At 75.1% G+C, this 15,584-nt stretch carries 9 protein-coding genes; all 9 read left to right on the plus strand.

All coding sequences use genetic code 11. The annotated features are described in order from the left end of the window. Nucleotides 1-3: 3 nt before the first annotated feature. Nucleotides 4-6,354 carry a type I polyketide synthase gene (locus EDD29_RS46260; protein WP_211359649.1) on the plus strand — a complete coding sequence of 2,117 codons (6,351 nt, stop codon included), beginning with the start codon at nt 4-6 and terminating at the stop codon, nt 6,352-6,354. Beyond that, nucleotides 6,351-7,124 carry an SDR family NAD(P)-dependent oxidoreductase gene (locus tag EDD29_RS11380; RefSeq protein WP_123664361.1) on the plus strand — a complete coding sequence of 258 codons (774 nt, stop codon included), beginning with the start codon at nt 6,351-6,353 and terminating at the stop codon, nt 7,122-7,124. The genes EDD29_RS46260 and EDD29_RS11380 overlap by 4 nt, the downstream gene beginning before the upstream one ends. Before the next feature lie 69 nt (nt 7,125-7,193). Beyond that, complete coding sequence (locus EDD29_RS11385) at nt 7,194-7,619, plus strand: ester cyclase (protein WP_123664362.1); 426 nt, start codon at nt 7,194-7,196, stop codon at nt 7,617-7,619. Then, nucleotides 7,616-8,074 carry a nuclear transport factor 2 family protein gene (locus EDD29_RS11390; RefSeq protein ID WP_123664363.1) on the plus strand — a complete coding sequence of 153 codons (459 nt, stop codon included), beginning with the start codon at nt 7,616-7,618 and terminating at the stop codon, nt 8,072-8,074. The genes EDD29_RS11385 and EDD29_RS11390 overlap by 4 nt, the downstream gene beginning before the upstream one ends. Before the next feature lie 137 nt (nt 8,075-8,211). After that, nucleotides 8,212-9,858, plus strand: a complete 1,647-nt coding sequence (locus tag EDD29_RS11395; protein WP_123664364.1) for an ABC transporter substrate-binding protein — start codon at nt 8,212-8,214, stop codon at nt 9,856-9,858. A 13-nt stretch (nt 9,859-9,871) separates the two neighbouring features. Next, on the plus strand, nt 9,872-10,825 hold the full coding sequence (locus EDD29_RS11400) for an ABC transporter permease (protein WP_123664365.1): 954 nt from the start codon (nt 9,872-9,874) through the stop codon (nt 10,823-10,825). Continuing rightward, a complete protein-coding gene (locus EDD29_RS11405) occupies nt 10,822-11,682 on the plus strand; it encodes an ABC transporter permease (protein ID WP_123664366.1) in 861 nt (286 codons plus the stop codon). The genes EDD29_RS11400 and EDD29_RS11405 overlap by 4 nt, the downstream gene beginning before the upstream one ends. Nucleotides 11,683-11,690: 8 nt before the next feature. Beyond that, nucleotides 11,691-13,433, plus strand: coding sequence for a dipeptide ABC transporter ATP-binding protein (locus EDD29_RS46825; RefSeq protein ID WP_342774424.1), 1,743 nt, complete (start codon nt 11,691-11,693; stop codon nt 13,431-13,433). 125 nt (nt 13,434-13,558) lie between these two features. Next, nucleotides 13,559-15,574: a hypothetical protein gene (locus EDD29_RS11415; protein WP_148085926.1), complete on the plus strand. Its 2,016-nt coding sequence runs from the start codon at nt 13,559-13,561 to the stop codon at nt 15,572-15,574. Nucleotides 15,575-15,584: the final 10 nt, after the last annotated feature.

Here is a 15,584-nt window from a genome sequence, read left to right on the forward strand (position 1 = left end):
GAGATGGCCACTGAAGAGAACCTTCTGCAAGACAAACTGAGGGACTACCTGAAGCGCGCGCTCGCCGACGTCACCCGGCTCAAGCGGCAGCTCGACGAGCCCGTCGCCATCGTCGGGATGGCCTGCCGCCTGCCCGGCGGGGTCGCCTCGCCGGACGATCTGTGGGACCTCGTCGCCGAAGGCCGCGACGCCGTCGGGCCGTTCCCGACCGACCGCGGCTGGGACCTCGACGCGCTCTACGACCCCGACCCCGAGCGGATCGGCACCTCCTACACCCGGCACGGCGGCTTCCTCGACGACGTCGCCGGGTTCGACGCGGGGTTCTTCGGGATCTCCCCGCGCGAGGCCCTCGCGATCGACCCACAGCAGCGGTTGCTGCTGGAGGTGTCGTGGGAGGCGCTGGAACGGGCGGGGCTCGACCCCGCGTCGCTGCGGGGAAGCCGGACCGCGGTCTTCGCCGGGCTCGCGGGCGAGGACTACGCGCCCGGCGAGACCCCCGAAGAGCTGGAGGGCTACATCGGGACGGGCACGCTGCGCAGCGTCGCGTCCGGCCGGATCGCCTACACCTTCGGCTTCGAGGGCCCCGCGATCACCGTGGACACCGCGTGCTCGTCCTCGCTGGTCGCGCTGCACCTCGCGGCCCGCTCGCTGCGCGCGGGCGAGGCCGACCTCGCGCTCGTCGGCGGCGCGTCGATCATGGCCTCGCCGTTCGGGTTCATCGAGTTCTCCCGGCAGCGCGGCCTCTCCCCCGACGGAAGGTGCAAGGCGTTCGCCGCGACGGCCGACGGCACCGGCTGGGCCGAGGGCGTCGCCGTCCTCGTGGTGGAGCGCCTGTCCGACGCGCAGCGGCTCGGCCACGAGATCCTCGCGGTCGTGCGCGGCAGCGCGATCAACCAGGACGGCGCGTCCAACGGGCTCAGCGCGCCCAGCGGGCCCGCGCAGCGCCGTGTCATCCGCGACGCGCTCGCCGCCGCGGGGCTCCAGCCAGGCGACGTCGACGTGGTCGAGGCGCACGGCACGGGCACGTCGCTCGGCGACCCCATCGAAGCCTCCGCGCTCATCGCCGCCTACGGGCAGGGCCGCGACCGCCCCCTCCTCCTGGGCTCCCTGAAGTCGAACATCGGCCACACCCAGGCCGCCGCGGGCGCCGCGGGCATCATCAAGATGGTCCAGGCGCTCCGCCACGCCGAACTCCCCGCGACCCTCCACGCCGCCGACCCGACCCCCCTCGTCGACTGGACCGCGGGCTCCGTCGAGCTCCTCACCACCGCCCGCCCCTGGCCCGCCACCGACCGCCCCCGCCGCTTCGGCATCTCCGCCTTCGGCGTCAGCGGCACCAACGCCCACGTTCTCATCGAACAGCCCCCCGCCGCGGCCCGGCCCGCCGCGCGCTCTTCCGCCGAAGGAGCCGCGCCCGCGTCGGCCCAGGGCGCCCCGCCCACCCGCACGCCGCATCACGCGCCGGCCTCCGGGCCGGACAGCGCGCCGAACGCGCAGGACGGGGCGTCCGCTACCGGGCCGGGTGGCGCGCCGGGCGACGCGCCGTTCTCGGAGAAGGACGGAGAGCCCGCCTCCGCGCAGGGCCAGGCGCCCGCCTTGCCCGGCGGTGCGGCGGGCGGGCCTTGGCCGGTGCCGATCTCCGGGAGGTCCGCGGCGGCGCTGCGGGCGCAGGCGGGGACGCTGCCCGACGGGGCGGGGATCGCGGATCTCGGGTTCTCGCTCGCGACCACGCGGACGGCGCATCCGTATCGGGCCGTCGCGGTGGCGGCGGACCGGGAGGGACTGGATCGGGCGTTCGGCGCGTTCGGGCGGGGCGAGACCTCGCCGGACGTGGTGAGCGGGCGTCCCGGCGGGCTCGCCTTCCTGTTCACGGGGCAGGGGAGCCAGCGCGCCGGGATGGGGCGGGAGCTGCTGGAGAGCGAGCCGGTGTTCGCCGAGGCGTTCCGGGCCGTGGTCTTCGAGCTCGACCGGCATCTCGCCGGGCACGCGGCGCGGTCCGTCGCCGACGTGGTGCTGGAGGGCGGACCCGAACTCGATCTGACGCTCTACGCGCAGACGGGGCTGTTCGCGCTGGAGGTCGCGCTGTTCCGGCTTTACGAGTCCTGGGGAGCGCGTCCCGATTTCGTGGCGGGGCACTCGATCGGGGAGCTCGCCGCGGCGCACGCGGCCGGGATCTGGACGCTGGAGGACGCCGCGGCGCTCGTCGCGGCCCGCGCGCGGCTCATGCAGGCGCTGCCGGGCGGCGGCGCGATGACGGCGGTGGAGGCCACGGAAGAGGAGGTCGCGCCCCTGCTCGGGAAGGGCGCCGACCTCGCCGCGGTGAACGGGCCGTCGGCCGTCGTGGTGTCCGGGGACGCCGTGGCCGTGGGGGAGGTGGCCGCGCACTTCGCCGCGCTCGGCCGCCGGACCCGTCCGCTGCGCGTGTCGCACGCCTTCCACTCCGCGCACATGGACGGGATGCTCGCCGAGTTCGGCGAGGTGGCCCGATCCGTCGCGCACCGCAGGCCGGTGCTGCCGGTCCTGTCGAACCTCACCGGGGAGCCGCTCACCGAGGCGCCCGCGCCGGAGTACTGGGTGCGGCACGTCCGCGAGGCGGTCAGGTTCGCCGACGTGCTGGACCGGCTCGCGGCCGAGGGCGTCACCGCCTTCGTCGAGCTGGGACCGGACGGGGTACTGAGCGCGCTCGCGGCCCGCGCGCTGCCGGAGGGCGGGAGCGCGGTCCCCGCGCTGCGGCCGGGCCGTCCGGAACGGACGACCGCGCTGCTCGGGCTCGGCCTCGCGCACGCGGCGGGCAAGGACGTCGCATGGCGCGGGTTCTTCGCGAACGCCCGGAAGATCCCACTGCCGACCTATCCGTTTCAGCGCGAACGGTTCTGGCTGACCCCGCGCCCGGCGGGCGACGCGGCGGGGCTCGGCCTCGACCGGCCGGGGCACCCGCTGCTCGGCGCGGCCCTGTCCCTCGCCGACACGCCGGGCACGGTCCTCACCGGACGGCTGTCGCTGCGCACCCACCCGTGGCTCGCCGACCACGCCGTGCAGGGCACCGTCATCGTCCCGGGCACCGCGCTCGTGGAGCTCGCCGTCCGGGCGGGCGACGAGGCGGGTCTGCCGGTGCTCGCCGAACTCGTCATCGAGGCGCCGCTGCCGGTGCCCGAGAAGGGCGGGACCACGCTTCAGGTCGCGGTGGGCGAGCCCGCGCCGGACGGGACCCGCCAGGTCACCGTGCACTCCCGCGCCGAAGGGTCCACCGGGCCGTGGACCCGGCACGCGGTCGGCGTCCTCGCGTCCGGTCCGGCCGCCGCGCCGCCCGCCGACGCCGCCTGGCCCCCGGCCGGGGCGGAGCCCGTGGACGTCGCCGAGATCTACCCCGAGCTGTCGGACGCGGGCCTGCACTACGGTCCCGCCTTCCGAGGGCTGCGCGCCGCGTGGCGGCTGCCGGAAGGGTTCGCCGCCGAGGTCGCGCTGCCCGCCGACACCCCGGCCGACGCGTTCGGCATCCACCCGGCGCTGCTGGACGCCGCCCTGCACATTCCCGCTCATCACGGACTGGCGACCAGCCCCGAGGGCAGCAACAGGCTTCCGTTCGCCTACTCCGACGTCCGGCTGCACGCCTCCGGCGCGGCGGTCCTCCGGGTGCGGATCACCCTGCGGGGGGAGGACGAGCTCGCCCTGGAGGCGGCCGACGAGACCGGCGCGCCCGTCGTCAGCGTCGGCGCGCTCCGCGCCCGCCTGGTCTCCGCCCGGCAGCTCCGCACGGCGGGACCCGCCGACCTGTACGAGGTCCGCTGGACCGAGGTCGCCCCCGCCGGACGGTCGGGCACCGACCCCGAGGTCATCGAAGCCGCCGACGCGCCTAGCGCGCTGGCGCAACTCCAGGAAGCCCTCGAAGGGGACCGCCCGATCCTCGTGCGCACTCGCGCCGCCGTCGCCGTGACGGACGGGGACAGCCCGGTCCTCACCGCCGCTCCCGTCTGGGGCCTCGTCCGCGCCGCCCAGGCCGAGCACCCCGGCCGGATCGTCCTCCTGGACGTCCCCGAGGGCGAGCACGCCCCTACCGACCCGTTCGCCTACGCCGAACCCCAGCTCGCCGTGCGCGCCGGCCTGGTCCACGCCCCCCGCCTGGTCCGCGCCGCCCCACCCGCCGACGACGCCCGTCCGACGACCTGGCGCACCGACGGCACCGTCCTCATCACCGGCGGCACCGGCGTCCTGGGCGCCGCCGTCGCCCGCCATCTCGTGACCGCCCACGGCGTCCGCAACCTTCTCCTCCTCAGCCGGACCGGCCCCGACACCCCCGCCGCCAAGGCCCTCATCGAAGACCTCGCCGCCCTGTCCCCCTCGAAGCCCGTCGGTCCGGGCACGAAGGCGTCCGGGGAGGCGACCGGAGCGCGCGTCCCTGATGGTGCCGACCTCGGCGCCGTCGACCCGGCCACGAACGAGGAGCCCGCGGAGGCGGTCGCGGCTCTCTCCGGCGATCGTGACGATCCAGTTGATCTCGCCCATGCGCGGCCGGGCGGTGCCGGGGTCGCGGGTCCGGGCGGGGTGCGGGTCGAGGTGGTCGCGGTGGACGTGGCCGATCGGGAGGCGCTCGCGGCGGTGCTCGCCGGGATCCCCGGGGACCGGCCGCTGACGGGCGTCGTGCACACCGCAGGGGTCGTCGACGACGGGCTCGTGGAGACGGTCACGCCCGAGCGGCTCGACGGGGTCTTCGCGGCCAAGGGGACCGGGGCCTGGCATCTGCACGAGCTGACCGAGGGGCTCGAGCTCGACGCGTTCGTGCTGTACTCGTCGGCCGCAGGCATCCTCGGCGGACCAGGGCAGGGGTCCTACGCGGCGGCCAACACGTTCCTGGACGCGCTCGCGGCGCACCGTCGCGAGCGCGGGCTGCCCGGCACGTCGCTGGCGTGGGGGATGTGGGCCGAGCCGTCGGGGGTGACCGCGCACCTCACCGAGGTGGACCGCAGCCGCGCCGCCCGCTCGGGCATCCGGCCGCTGGAGACCGGGGCCGGGCTCGCGCTGTTCGACGCGGCGCTGGGGCTCGACCGGGCTCTGCTGGTGCCCGCGCCGCTCGATCCGGCGGCGCTGCGGGCGCGTGGCGACGACCTGCCCGCGATCCTGCGGGCGCTCGTCCCCCCGGCCAGGCGCGCGGCGTCGGCCGCCGCGGGAGGCCCGTCGCTCGCCCGCAGGCTCGCCGGGGTCCCCGAGGACGGCCGCGAGAACGCCCTCGTGGAGATCCTCCGGGAGGAGGCCGCCGCGGTCCTCGGCACGACGGCCGACCGGATCGAACCGGACCGGCCGTTCCAGGAGGTCGGGCTCGACTCGCTCGCTTCGGTCGAGCTGCGCAACCGGCTCGGGGCGCTCAGCGGGCTGCGGCTCTCGGCGACCGTCACCTTCGACCATCCCGACGCCCGCGCGCTCGCCGGCCACCTGCTGACGCTCCTCGGCGACGCCCCCGCCGACGGCCCCGCGCCCGCCGCCGCCGACGCCGACCGGTACGGCCCGCTCTCCACCCTCTACCGGGGCCTCGCCGCGCGCGGGGAGTTCGCCGCCGCGGCGGAGCTCATCGGCGTCGCCTCGCACCTGCGGTCGTCGTTCACCGCCGCGGAGCGGGCCGCGCACACCAAGCCCCCGCTCACCCTCGCCGAGGGTCCCGCGGAGGTCGCGCTCGTGCTCTTCCCGGCGGTGAGCGCCATCTCGGGCCCGCACGAGTACGCCAGGTTCGGGCACGCCATGCGCGGCGAGCGCGACGTGTTCGTGCTGCCGTCGCCGGGCTACGCCGAGACCGACGCGCTCCCGGACAGCGAGGACACCTACATCGGCATGCACGCCGACACCGTCGAGGCGCTCGTCGCGGGCCGTCCGTACGCGGTGCTCGGGCGGTCGATGGGCGGGTGCATCGCGCACTCGGTCGCGGCCGAGCTGGAGCGGCGCGGGCACGGGGCGCGCGGCCTCGCGCTCATCGACACCTATCCGATCGACAGCCCGATCCGGCCCGGCTTCGCCGACTGGTGGCTCGCCGCGATGCTCACCGGGATGATCGACCGGATCGAGCGCTACGACATGGTGTGGAGCGACGCGAGCCTCACCACGATGGGCGCCTACGGCCGCGTCCTGGCCGCCTGGGACCCCGCCCCGATCGCCGCGCCCACCTACCTGCTGCGCGCCGCCGAGCCGCTGCGGCACACCGTCGTGGACGGCCCGCACGACTGGCGCGCGTTCTGGCCGCTGCCGCACGACACGGCCGACGTGCCCGGAGACCACTTCACGGTCCTGGAGGATCACGCCGGGACGACCGTCGACGCGGTCCGCGCCTGGCTCGACACACTCACCACCCTTCAAGGAGGACAAGGATGACCTCAGTAGTAGCCGTCACCGGAGCGGGCTCCGGGATCGGCCTGGCGACGGCCTTGCTCTACGCCGAACGCGGCTACCGCGTCGTCGCCGTCGACGTGGACGCCGAGGGCCTGGCCAAGGCCGGCGCCGCCGAGGGCGTCGAGACGCTCCGCGGCGACGTGGCCGACCCGGAGGTGAACGAGGCGTTCGTCGCGCTCGCGCTGGAGCGGTTCGGCCGCCTCGACGCGGTCGTGCTGAACGCCGGGTTCGGCGGCGCCGGGCCGCTGGACTCGCCCGGCGCGATCGAGCGGTTCGACCGGATCATCGCGGTCAACCTGCGCGGGGTCGCGCTGGGCGTCCGGGCGGCGCTCCCGGCGTTCCGCGCGGCGGGGGGCGGCGCGGTGGTCGCGACGTCCTCGGTGTCCGGCCTCGCCGGGGACCCCGCGACGTGGGCGTACAACGCGGCCAAGGCCGGCGTGATCAACCTCGTCCGGGGGCTCGCGATCGACTACGCGGTGGAGAACATCCGGGTCAACGCGATCGCGCCCGGCGGGTCGGCGACCGCGCTCACCGCGGGCGTCATCGCGCACCCGGAACTGGGCCCGGCCGTCACCCGGCGGATCCCGCTCCAGCGCTGGTCGGAGCCGCGTGAGCAGGCCGAGGCGATCTTCTTCCTCACCTCGCCCGCCGCGTCCTACATCACCGGCGTCACGCTCCCGGTGGACGGCGGCCTCAGCGCCAACGGAGGCATCCTCCTGCCTCCCGCCTTCCCCGGCGACGCCCCCCACTGACACACCGGTTCGCCCTGAAGCAGACCCCCCGAAGCAGACCCCCGAAGCGGACACCCCGAAGGAGACGACATGAGCACGACCACGCAGAGCACCGCCGCCCAGAACAAGGAGACCGCCCGGCGCTTCTACGCCGAGCTGGTGACCGGCCCGCACCCCGAGCTGCTCGAGGAGTTCGTCGCGCCCGACGCGGTCGACGAGACCTCGACGGGCGCGGGCGGCATCGAGGACTTCCGCGCCCACCTCGCGTGGATCGCCGAGTCCGCGGGCGACGTGACGGCCACCGTCACCGACGCCGTCGCCGAGGACGACCGGGTGGTGGTCTTCTGGCGGATCGAGGGCACCCACACCGGCGAGCTGTTCGGCGTCCCGCCGACCGGCCGCAGGTTCAGCGGGCACAGCGTCAGCACGATCACCTTCCGCGACGGCAAGATCGTCCGCTACGCCGTACTGCCGGACCGCCTCGGCATCGTCCAGCAGCTCGGCGCGCCCGTATGAGCGCGCCCCTCAGGCACGCCGACAGGCAGGAGATCGCCGGGGTCCTCGCGCTGTTCGCGCACGCCTTCGACAACGGCGAGGTGGCGGATCTGGGCCTGGTCTTCACCAAGGACGCGGTGATCGAGCTGCGCCGGACCGGCCGTGAGGTCGCCGGGCTGGACGCGATCGCGGAGTTCTCCACGGCGCTCGCCGAGGGCGACGCGCCCGACCACCACACCCTCGACACGGTCCTGGTCGCCGAGACCCCGGGCCGGGTCCGTGCGCGCAGCAGGTACCTCGCGGTCCTCCCGGACGGCGCGGTGCACAACGGCGACTTCCTCGACGTCCTGGTGCTCACCGACGACGGCTGGCGGATCGCGCGGCGCGTCTCGGTGCCCCGCTACCCGCTGGGGGAACCCCTGGTCCCGCTGCCCGAGGGCTATGTGGATCCCTGGCGCCCGACGCGTTCGGGATAAGGGGTCGGTAGGGGTTCGGACGTCTGGTCCGCCCCGTTCGCGGCGGGCTAGCTTCGCCCCAATCCCTTCTTTTCCTATCGGAAGGGGTCGGATCTCACCGGAGGTCCGGCCCCTTCCGACGTCCCCCCGGAGCGAGCATGATCCTCACCAGACCCGTCGCGGCGGCCGCCCTGCTGGCCGCCGCGCTCCTCCTCGGCGGGTGCGGCTCTCCCGCCGAGAAGACCACCGAGACGGGCGGCGGAGCACCCGTCAAGGGCGGCTCCGTGGTCTTCGCGGTCGACACCGAACCCGTCTCCTTCGACGCCCACGTCAGCTCGCAGGACATCACGGGCACGATCCTGCGCAACGTGTTCGACTCCCTGGTCTCCCAGGACGCCGAAGGCGAGTTCCAGCCTTGGTTGGCGGAGTCGTGGGAGGTGTCCGACGACTTGAAGACGTACACGTTCAAGCTGCGCAAGGATGTGAAGTTCACCGACGGGACGCCGTTCGACGCCGAGGCCGTCAAGGTCAACTTCGATCGGATCCACGATCCGAAGACCAAGTCCCAGCTGGCCGCGAGTCTCCTGGGCCCGTACACCGGTACCGAGGTCGTCGACGCGAGCACCGCGAAGGTCTCGTTCTCGGCGCCCTTCGCGCCCTTCCTCCAGGCGGCCAGCACCGCCTACCTCGGCTTCTACTCGCCGAAGACGATCAAGGAGAACGGCGACAAGCTCGGCGCGGGCGGCCCGGCGGCCGTCGGCACCGGCCCGTTCGTCTTCAGCGCCTACGCCAAGGGCCAGAGCGCGGACTTCACCCGCAACGACGCCTACGCCTGGGCCCCCAAGGGCGCGGCGAACACCGGCGCCCCCTACCTGGACAAGCTGACCGTCCGCTTCCTGCCGGAGTCGTCGGTCCGGGTCGGCGCGCTCACCTCCGGGCAGATCCAGCTCGCCGCCGCGGTCCCCCCGCAGGACGTCCAGGGCGTCACGGGCAACGCGAAGCTCGCGCTCGACACCCAGGAGTTCCCGGGCGGCAACTACAGCCTCTACCTCAACACCTCCAAGCCGCCGCTGAACGACGAGAAGGTCCGCAAGGCGGTCCAGCAGGGCGTGAACGTGGACGCCGGCGTCAAGAGCCTGTACTTCGGGCAGTACAAGCGCGCTTGGAGCCCGCTGTCCCCGGCCACCGAGGGCTACACGAACAAGCTCGAGAACTCCTGGCCCTACGACGAGGCCGCCGCGAACAAGCTCCTCGACGAGGCCGGCTGGACCACCAAGGACGGCGACGGCTACCGCACCAAGGACGGCAAGCGCCTGACGATCAACTGGCCGCTCCTGCCCGCCGCCTACGTCAAGGACAAGCGCGACATCCTCGGCCAGGCCTTCCAGGCCGACCTGAAGAAGCTCGGCATCGAGGTCCAGCGCCCGCAGGACGACATCGGCACCTACATCGCCAACGTCTACGGCGGCAAGGCCGACATCGCCGACTACAGCTGGGCCCGGTCGGAGCCGGACGTGCTGTGGCTGCTGTTCAACGGGGCGAGCGACCCGCGCAAGGGCGGCCAGAACGCCACGTTCCTCGCCGACAAGGACCTCACCTCCTGGACCGACGAGGGCCGCGCCACGCTCGACCCGGCCAAGCGCGCCGACGTGTACGGCAAGGTCCAGGAGCGGGCCATCGAGCTCGGCCTGGTCATCCCCGTCTACACGCCGACCGCCGTCATCGGGCGGGCCAAGGCCGTCAACGGGGTCGCCTACGACGCGAACGCCTGGCCGCTGTTCCAGGGCGCCTGGCTCGCCAAGTGAACCGGCCGACGAAGTGAAGACGCAGGCCCCCGCCCGCCGCGCCCGCGCCCTGCGCGCGGGCGCGGCCCGGCTCGCCGGGGTCGTCGCCGTCCTGTGGGGCGCGGCGACCCTGGCGTTCCTCGCGCTCGCGCTCATCCCCGGCGACCCCGTCACGATCCTGCTCGGCCCGTTCACCACGGCCTCGCAGGAGATCCGCGACCAGATCGCCGCCGACCACGGCCTCGACCGCCCGCTGCACGAGCGGTACCTCGCCTACCTCGGGCGGCTGGTCACCGGGGACCTCGGCGAGTCCTACCAGCTCCAGAAGCCGGTCTCGGCGGTGCTCGGCGAGGCGATCGGCCCGACCGTCGCGCTCGCCCTCACCGCGGTGGTGCTGGCCGTCACCATCGCCATCGTGTCCGCGGTGCTCACCGCGGGCCGCGAAGGCCGCCTGCGCGGGCTCGCCACCGGGTGGGAGCTCATCGCGGTGTCGCTGCCCTCGCACTGGTTCGGCATCCTGCTGCTCACCGCGTTCTCCTTCCAGCTCCAGCTCTTCCCCGTCGTCGGCGGGGTGGGGCCGCAGGCGCTGGTGCTGCCCGCGCTCACCCTCGCGCTGCCGATCGCCGGGGTGCTCGCCCAGGTGCTGCGCGAAGGGCTCGAGGCGGCACTCGCCCAGCCGTTCGCGGTCACCGCGCGGGCCCGCGGGCTGAGCCGTCGCCAGGTCAGGCTCCGGCACGCGCTGCGGCACGCCGCGGCGCCGCTGGCCACCCTCTCGGGCTGGCTCGCCGGGACGCTGCTGGGCGGCGCGGTCATCGTCGAGACGGTGTTCGGCAGGCCCGGCCTCGGCGCGCTGGCGCTCCAGTCCGCGATGAACAAGGACATGCCGGTGCTCATCGGCATCGTCCTGGTGTCGGCGCTGGTCTTCGTGGCCCTGTCGGCGCTCATCGACGCCTTCCATCTCCTGGTCGATCCGAGGCTGCGCCCATGACGAACGTCCTTGCCCGCCCCTCGATCGGGATCACCCGCGCCTCGTTGAGGGTGCGCCGTCCCTCGCTCGTGCTCGCCGTCGCGGTGCTCGTCGTGCTCGCCCTCGCCGCGGCCTTCCCCGGGCTGTTCACCGGGAAGTCGCCCATCGAGGTCGACGCCGCGCTGTCGCTGCGACCGCCCGGTCCCGGGCACTGGTTCGGCACCGACCAGCTCGGCCGCGACCAGTACGCCAGGGTCGTGCACGGGGCCCGCGCGTCGCTGCTCATCGGGATCGGCGCGATCGTCTTCGCGGTCGCCGCCGGAGCCCTGTACGGGCTCGCCTCGGCGCTGCTCGGCCGGGTCGCCGACCGGATCCTGATGGGCCTGACCGACATCCTGCTCGCGCTGCCCCAGCTGCTGCTGGCCCTGCTCGCCCTCGCCGTGCTCGGCTCCGGCCAGGTCAACGTCATGGTCGCGATCTCGCTGGCGTTCCTCCCGGGCTACGCCAGGCTCATGCGCGCCGAAGCCCGGGTCGTCCGGACCTCGGGGTACGTCGAGACCTCGGTGACGCTCGGGCAGGGCCCCGTCGCCCGCGCGTTCCGGCACGTCCTGCCGAACGCGCTGGGACCGCTCCTGATCCTCGCCTCCGCCGGATTCGGCATGTCCCTCATCGCCGCCTCGGGCCTGAGCTTCCTCGGCTTCGGCGCGGAACCGCCCTCTCCCGAGTGGGGCGTCATGCTCTCCGAAGGCCGTGCCCTCCTCCAGTCCGCCTGGTGGCTGGGCGTCTTCCCCGGCGCCGCCATCACCCTCACCGTCGTGGCCGTCACCATCACCGGCCGCGCCGCCCAGGCCCGCTTCACCCGGAGGACCGCAGGATGAGCCCGTTGTTGAGCGTTGACGGACTTGGCGTCGTCTTCCCCGGCGCGGGGCGCGCGCCGGACGTGCACGCGGTGCGGGACGTGTCGTTCACGCTGGACCGGGGCGAGTGCCTGGCGATCGTGGGGGAGTCCGGGTCGGGCAAGAGCGTCACCGCGCGCTCGCTCGTCGGACTCGCCGGGGATCGGGCGCGGGTCTCCGCGCGGACCCTGGAGTTCGACGGGGGCGATCTCACCGGGCTCGGGGAGCGCGGCTGGCGGCGGATCCGGGGCGGGCGGATCGGGCTCGTCCTCCAGGACGCGCTGGTGTCGCTCGATCCGCTGCGCACGGTCGGCGCGGAGATCGCCGAGGCGCTGCTGGCGCACCGGGATCTGCCGCGCGCTGCGGTGCGGGAGGAGGTGCTGCGGCTGCTCGACCGGGCCGGGGTGCCGGAGCCCGAAGTGCGGGCGGGGCAGTATCCGCACCAGTTGTCGGGCGGGCTGCGGCAGCGCGCGCTCATCGCCTCGGCGCTCGCGGGAGACCCGGACCTGCTCATCGCGGACGAGCCGACGACCGCCCTGGACGTCACGGTCCAGGCCCGGGTGCTGGATCTGCTGGAGAAGCTCAAGGACGAGGGGACCGCGCTGCTGCTCATCAGCCACGACCTCGCCGTGGTCTCCCGGCTCGCCGATCGTGTCGCCGTCATGTACGGCGGCCTCCTCGTGGAGGAGGGGCCCACGCGCGAGGTGCTGGACGAGCCCCGGCACCCCTACACGAGGGCGCTCGCCGCGGCCGTGCCTTCGGCCGCCGCGCGCGGGACCCGGCTCGCGCCGCTGCGGCACGCCGGGGAGGCGGCCTCGGCCGACGGCTGCCCGTACGCCGCGCGCTGTGCGCGCGCCGACGCGCTGTGCCGGAGCACCGCGCCACCGCCCGCGCCGCTGCGCTGCCACCATCCGGAGTCCGGGCCGGTACTCCGGGTCGTCGGGCCCGCGGTGTCCCGGGGCGAGGCGGGCGAGCGGCTGCTGACGGTCGAGCACGTGGCGAAGGCGTACGGCGGGAGGCCCGCGGTGAAGGACGCCTCGCTGACGCTGGACCGGGGCGAGGCGCTCGGGATCGTGGGGGAGTCGGGGTCGGGCAAGACCACGCTCGCCCGGATCGTCCTCGGGCTGATCGCGCCGGACTCCGGCACCGTCACGTTCGCGGGGGAACCGTGGAGCGGGCTGCCCGAGCGGCGGCGCAGGCCGCTGCGCCGCCGGATCCAGACGATCGTGCAGGACCCGCTCGGCTCGTTCGACCCGCGCCACGACACGGGCACGCTCCTCGGTGAGGCGCTCGCCCTCGCCGGGGTGCCGCGTGCCGCCCGGAGCGCCCGCGCGGCCGACCTCCTGGACCGGGTCGGGCTGCCCGCCACACTGGTCCGGCGCCGTCCGGCCGAGCTGTCCGGCGGGCAGCGGCAGCGCGTGGCGATCGCGCGGGCGCTGGCGTCGGAGCCCGAACTGCTCGTGTGCGACGAGCCGGTCTCGGCGCTCGACGTCTCGGTCCAGGCCCAGATCCTCGACCTGCTCACCGCGCTGCGCGCCGACCTCTCGCTGGCGCTGCTGTTCATCTCGCACGACCTCGGGGTGATCCAGCACATCAGCGACCGGGTCGCGGTGATGAAGGACGCCGAGATCGTCGAGACCGAGGAGACCGGCCGTCTCCTCGTCGCCCCGGCCCATCCCTACTCCCGCGACCTCTTCGCCGCGGTTCCGTCCCTGGCCGCCGACCCCGCGTGACGGGTGCCGCCGCACGCGGCGGGCGGGGCTCCGGTCACGAGAGGGACGGGACAGGAGCCCCGCCTTTGTCCCGGTTCGGGGATGGACGGTGATCTTCTGCCCGGTCCGTCGCTAGCGTGACCGGGGTGACGGGGACCAAAAGGGTCGAGGGGAAGAAGCGCGCGGTCGTCGATCCGGCGGCGTTCCGGTGGGATCCGCCCGGGGCCGAGGCCGTGTCGGCCGCGCCGGTGTGCGCGCTGCTCGCGCTCACGGGGACGCTCGTGGTCGCGCGGGCCGACGGGGCGGTCGAGGCGGTGCCCGTCGCCGAAGGGCCGGGGGCGCTGCTCGGCCGGCCGCGCGCGCTCCGCCGGAGCGGACCGCCGCTGACCGCGCTCGCCTGGGGGTTCGGCGAGGTGCTCGGCGCGGCGGGGGAGCGGATCGCGCGGATCGGCGCGGACGGCGTCCTGCGCGACGGGCCGGGCCTCGGCGCGCCGATCGGGGCGCTGTGCACCCGGGCCGGGAAGGTCTTCGCGGTGGCGGGCGACGCCGTGCACACCCTGGACCGTGCCGGGGAGGGCTGGGCCGTCGTCCGGCGCACCCCGCTCCCGTTCGACGGCGGCCACGACCTCGACATCGACCGGAACGGGAAGTACGCGCTCGTCTGCCGGAGGCCCCGCGAGGGCGTCGTGGTCGAGCTGGAGACCGGCGCCGGGGTCGGGCATCTGCGGCCGGGCGGGCACGCGGCCAAGACCACCACCGAGCTGTACGGGCGGTTCTCGCCCGTCGCCGACAACGTCTACCGGTTCTCCTCCCGCGCGCACCACGTCGACAAGCTGGCGCGGCTCGCCAGATCCGGTCGGAGCCTGGGGTTCCGGCACGAGCTCGAGCAGCCGAGCACCTGGTGCACTCCGGTCGCCTCGAGTCCCGACGGGCGGCACGTCGCCTCGCGGCAGAGCGGCGTGGGCGTTCTGGTCTGGGATCTGGCGACCGAGCGGCAGGTGCTGTTCGCCGAGCTCGACGACGCCGACCGGGAGGCGAAGTACGCCCGGAGCGCCCGTCGCGCGCCCGTCGCGGCCCGCGCGCTCGGCGACGGGATCGGGATCACCCGCTGGGCCGCCCTTCCCGTCTCGGACGGCGCGGCCTTGGCCATCGCCGTCGCGCCGGGGGCCCGGTACGCGGCGGTCGGCGGCGCGGACGGATCGCTCACCGTCGTGGACGGCGCGACACGGCGGATCGAGCACGGCGACGGGCGGGTCCGCCAGGCCGCGGTGCTCACGGGGGTCGTGCCGACGGGGCCCGCCGCCCGGCACGCGTTCGGCCGGGACGGCACGTGGACCGGCCTCGCCGAGGACGGCCGGGTCACCACCGTCGACCTCGCGACCCGCGAGGTCAGGGCACTCGGATCCCTCGACCTCATCGGGCTCGTCGTCCTCGGCCTCGCCGTCGAGGACGACGTCCTGGTCGTCACGCACGCCGCGGGAGCGCGTGGCCACGACCGGGCCACCCTCGCCGAGGTGTGGAACGCCGACGACGTCCTCGCGGGCCTCCCCAGGCCGACCTACTCCGGAGGCGTCCTCCTGGGCCACCCCGACGCGGGGGAGTGGCCGCGCGCGCTGATCCGCTACGACCCGCGCACGGGGGAGCGGGACGGCGACCTGACCTTGGCCTGCGAGGACGGGACCTTCGCTGCGGGCCGGATCGTTCGGGACCGCAGAACGGGCGACGTCGCCGTCCTCGGCGCGTGCGTCTGGCACCAGCGGCCGCGGTGGCACCTTTTCCGCGACGGATCCCCGGCCGTGCACCTTCCGGCGTTCGACGCGGTCGTTCCGGAGGTCTTCGCGGGGATCAGCAGGCAGGAGGGAAGCTGGAGCCTTCACCCGCTGGCGAACCCGGACGAGCCCCTGGCCTCCGGCCTGACCGAGGGCGGCCTGTCCTTCATCTACCCGGCCCTGCACGTCGACCTCGCGCGTGGTCTGGCCGTCGGGCAGGACTTCACCGGCCGCCGTCTCGCGGTCTGGCGGCTCGACGGATCGGCCTTCCACCTCCACGACGGCCTGGGCGAGGCGTGGTCCACCGGCTACGCCTTCTCCGACGACGGTGCCTTGTGGCTCCACTCTCACAAGGGAGACAGCCTCTACCGGGCCGTCCTGCCGTCCCCGTGATCGCGCGCGT

It is taken from the genome of Actinocorallia herbida (genome assembly GCF_003751225.1).
Taxonomy (GTDB): domain Bacteria; phylum Actinomycetota; class Actinomycetes; order Streptosporangiales; family Streptosporangiaceae; genus Actinocorallia; species Actinocorallia herbida.

Excerpts from the sequence above, each read along its gene's own strand:
- EDD29_RS46260 (WP_211359649.1), top strand. The coding sequence starts at position 4 with ATGGCCACTGAAGAGAACCTTCTGCAAGACAAACTGAGGGACTACCTG.
- EDD29_RS11380 (WP_123664361.1), top strand. The coding sequence starts at position 6,351 with ATGACCTCAGTAGTAGCCGTCACCGGAGCGGGCTCCGGGATCGGCCTG.
- EDD29_RS11385 (WP_123664362.1), top strand. The coding sequence starts at position 7,194 with ATGAGCACGACCACGCAGAGCACCGCCGCCCAGAACAAGGAGACCGCC.
- EDD29_RS11390 (WP_123664363.1), top strand. The coding sequence starts at position 7,616 with ATGAGCGCGCCCCTCAGGCACGCCGACAGGCAGGAGATCGCCGGGGTC.
- EDD29_RS11395 (WP_123664364.1), top strand. The coding sequence starts at position 8,212 with ATGATCCTCACCAGACCCGTCGCGGCGGCCGCCCTGCTGGCCGCCGCG.
- EDD29_RS11405 (WP_123664366.1), top strand. The coding sequence starts at position 10,822 with ATGACGAACGTCCTTGCCCGCCCCTCGATCGGGATCACCCGCGCCTCG.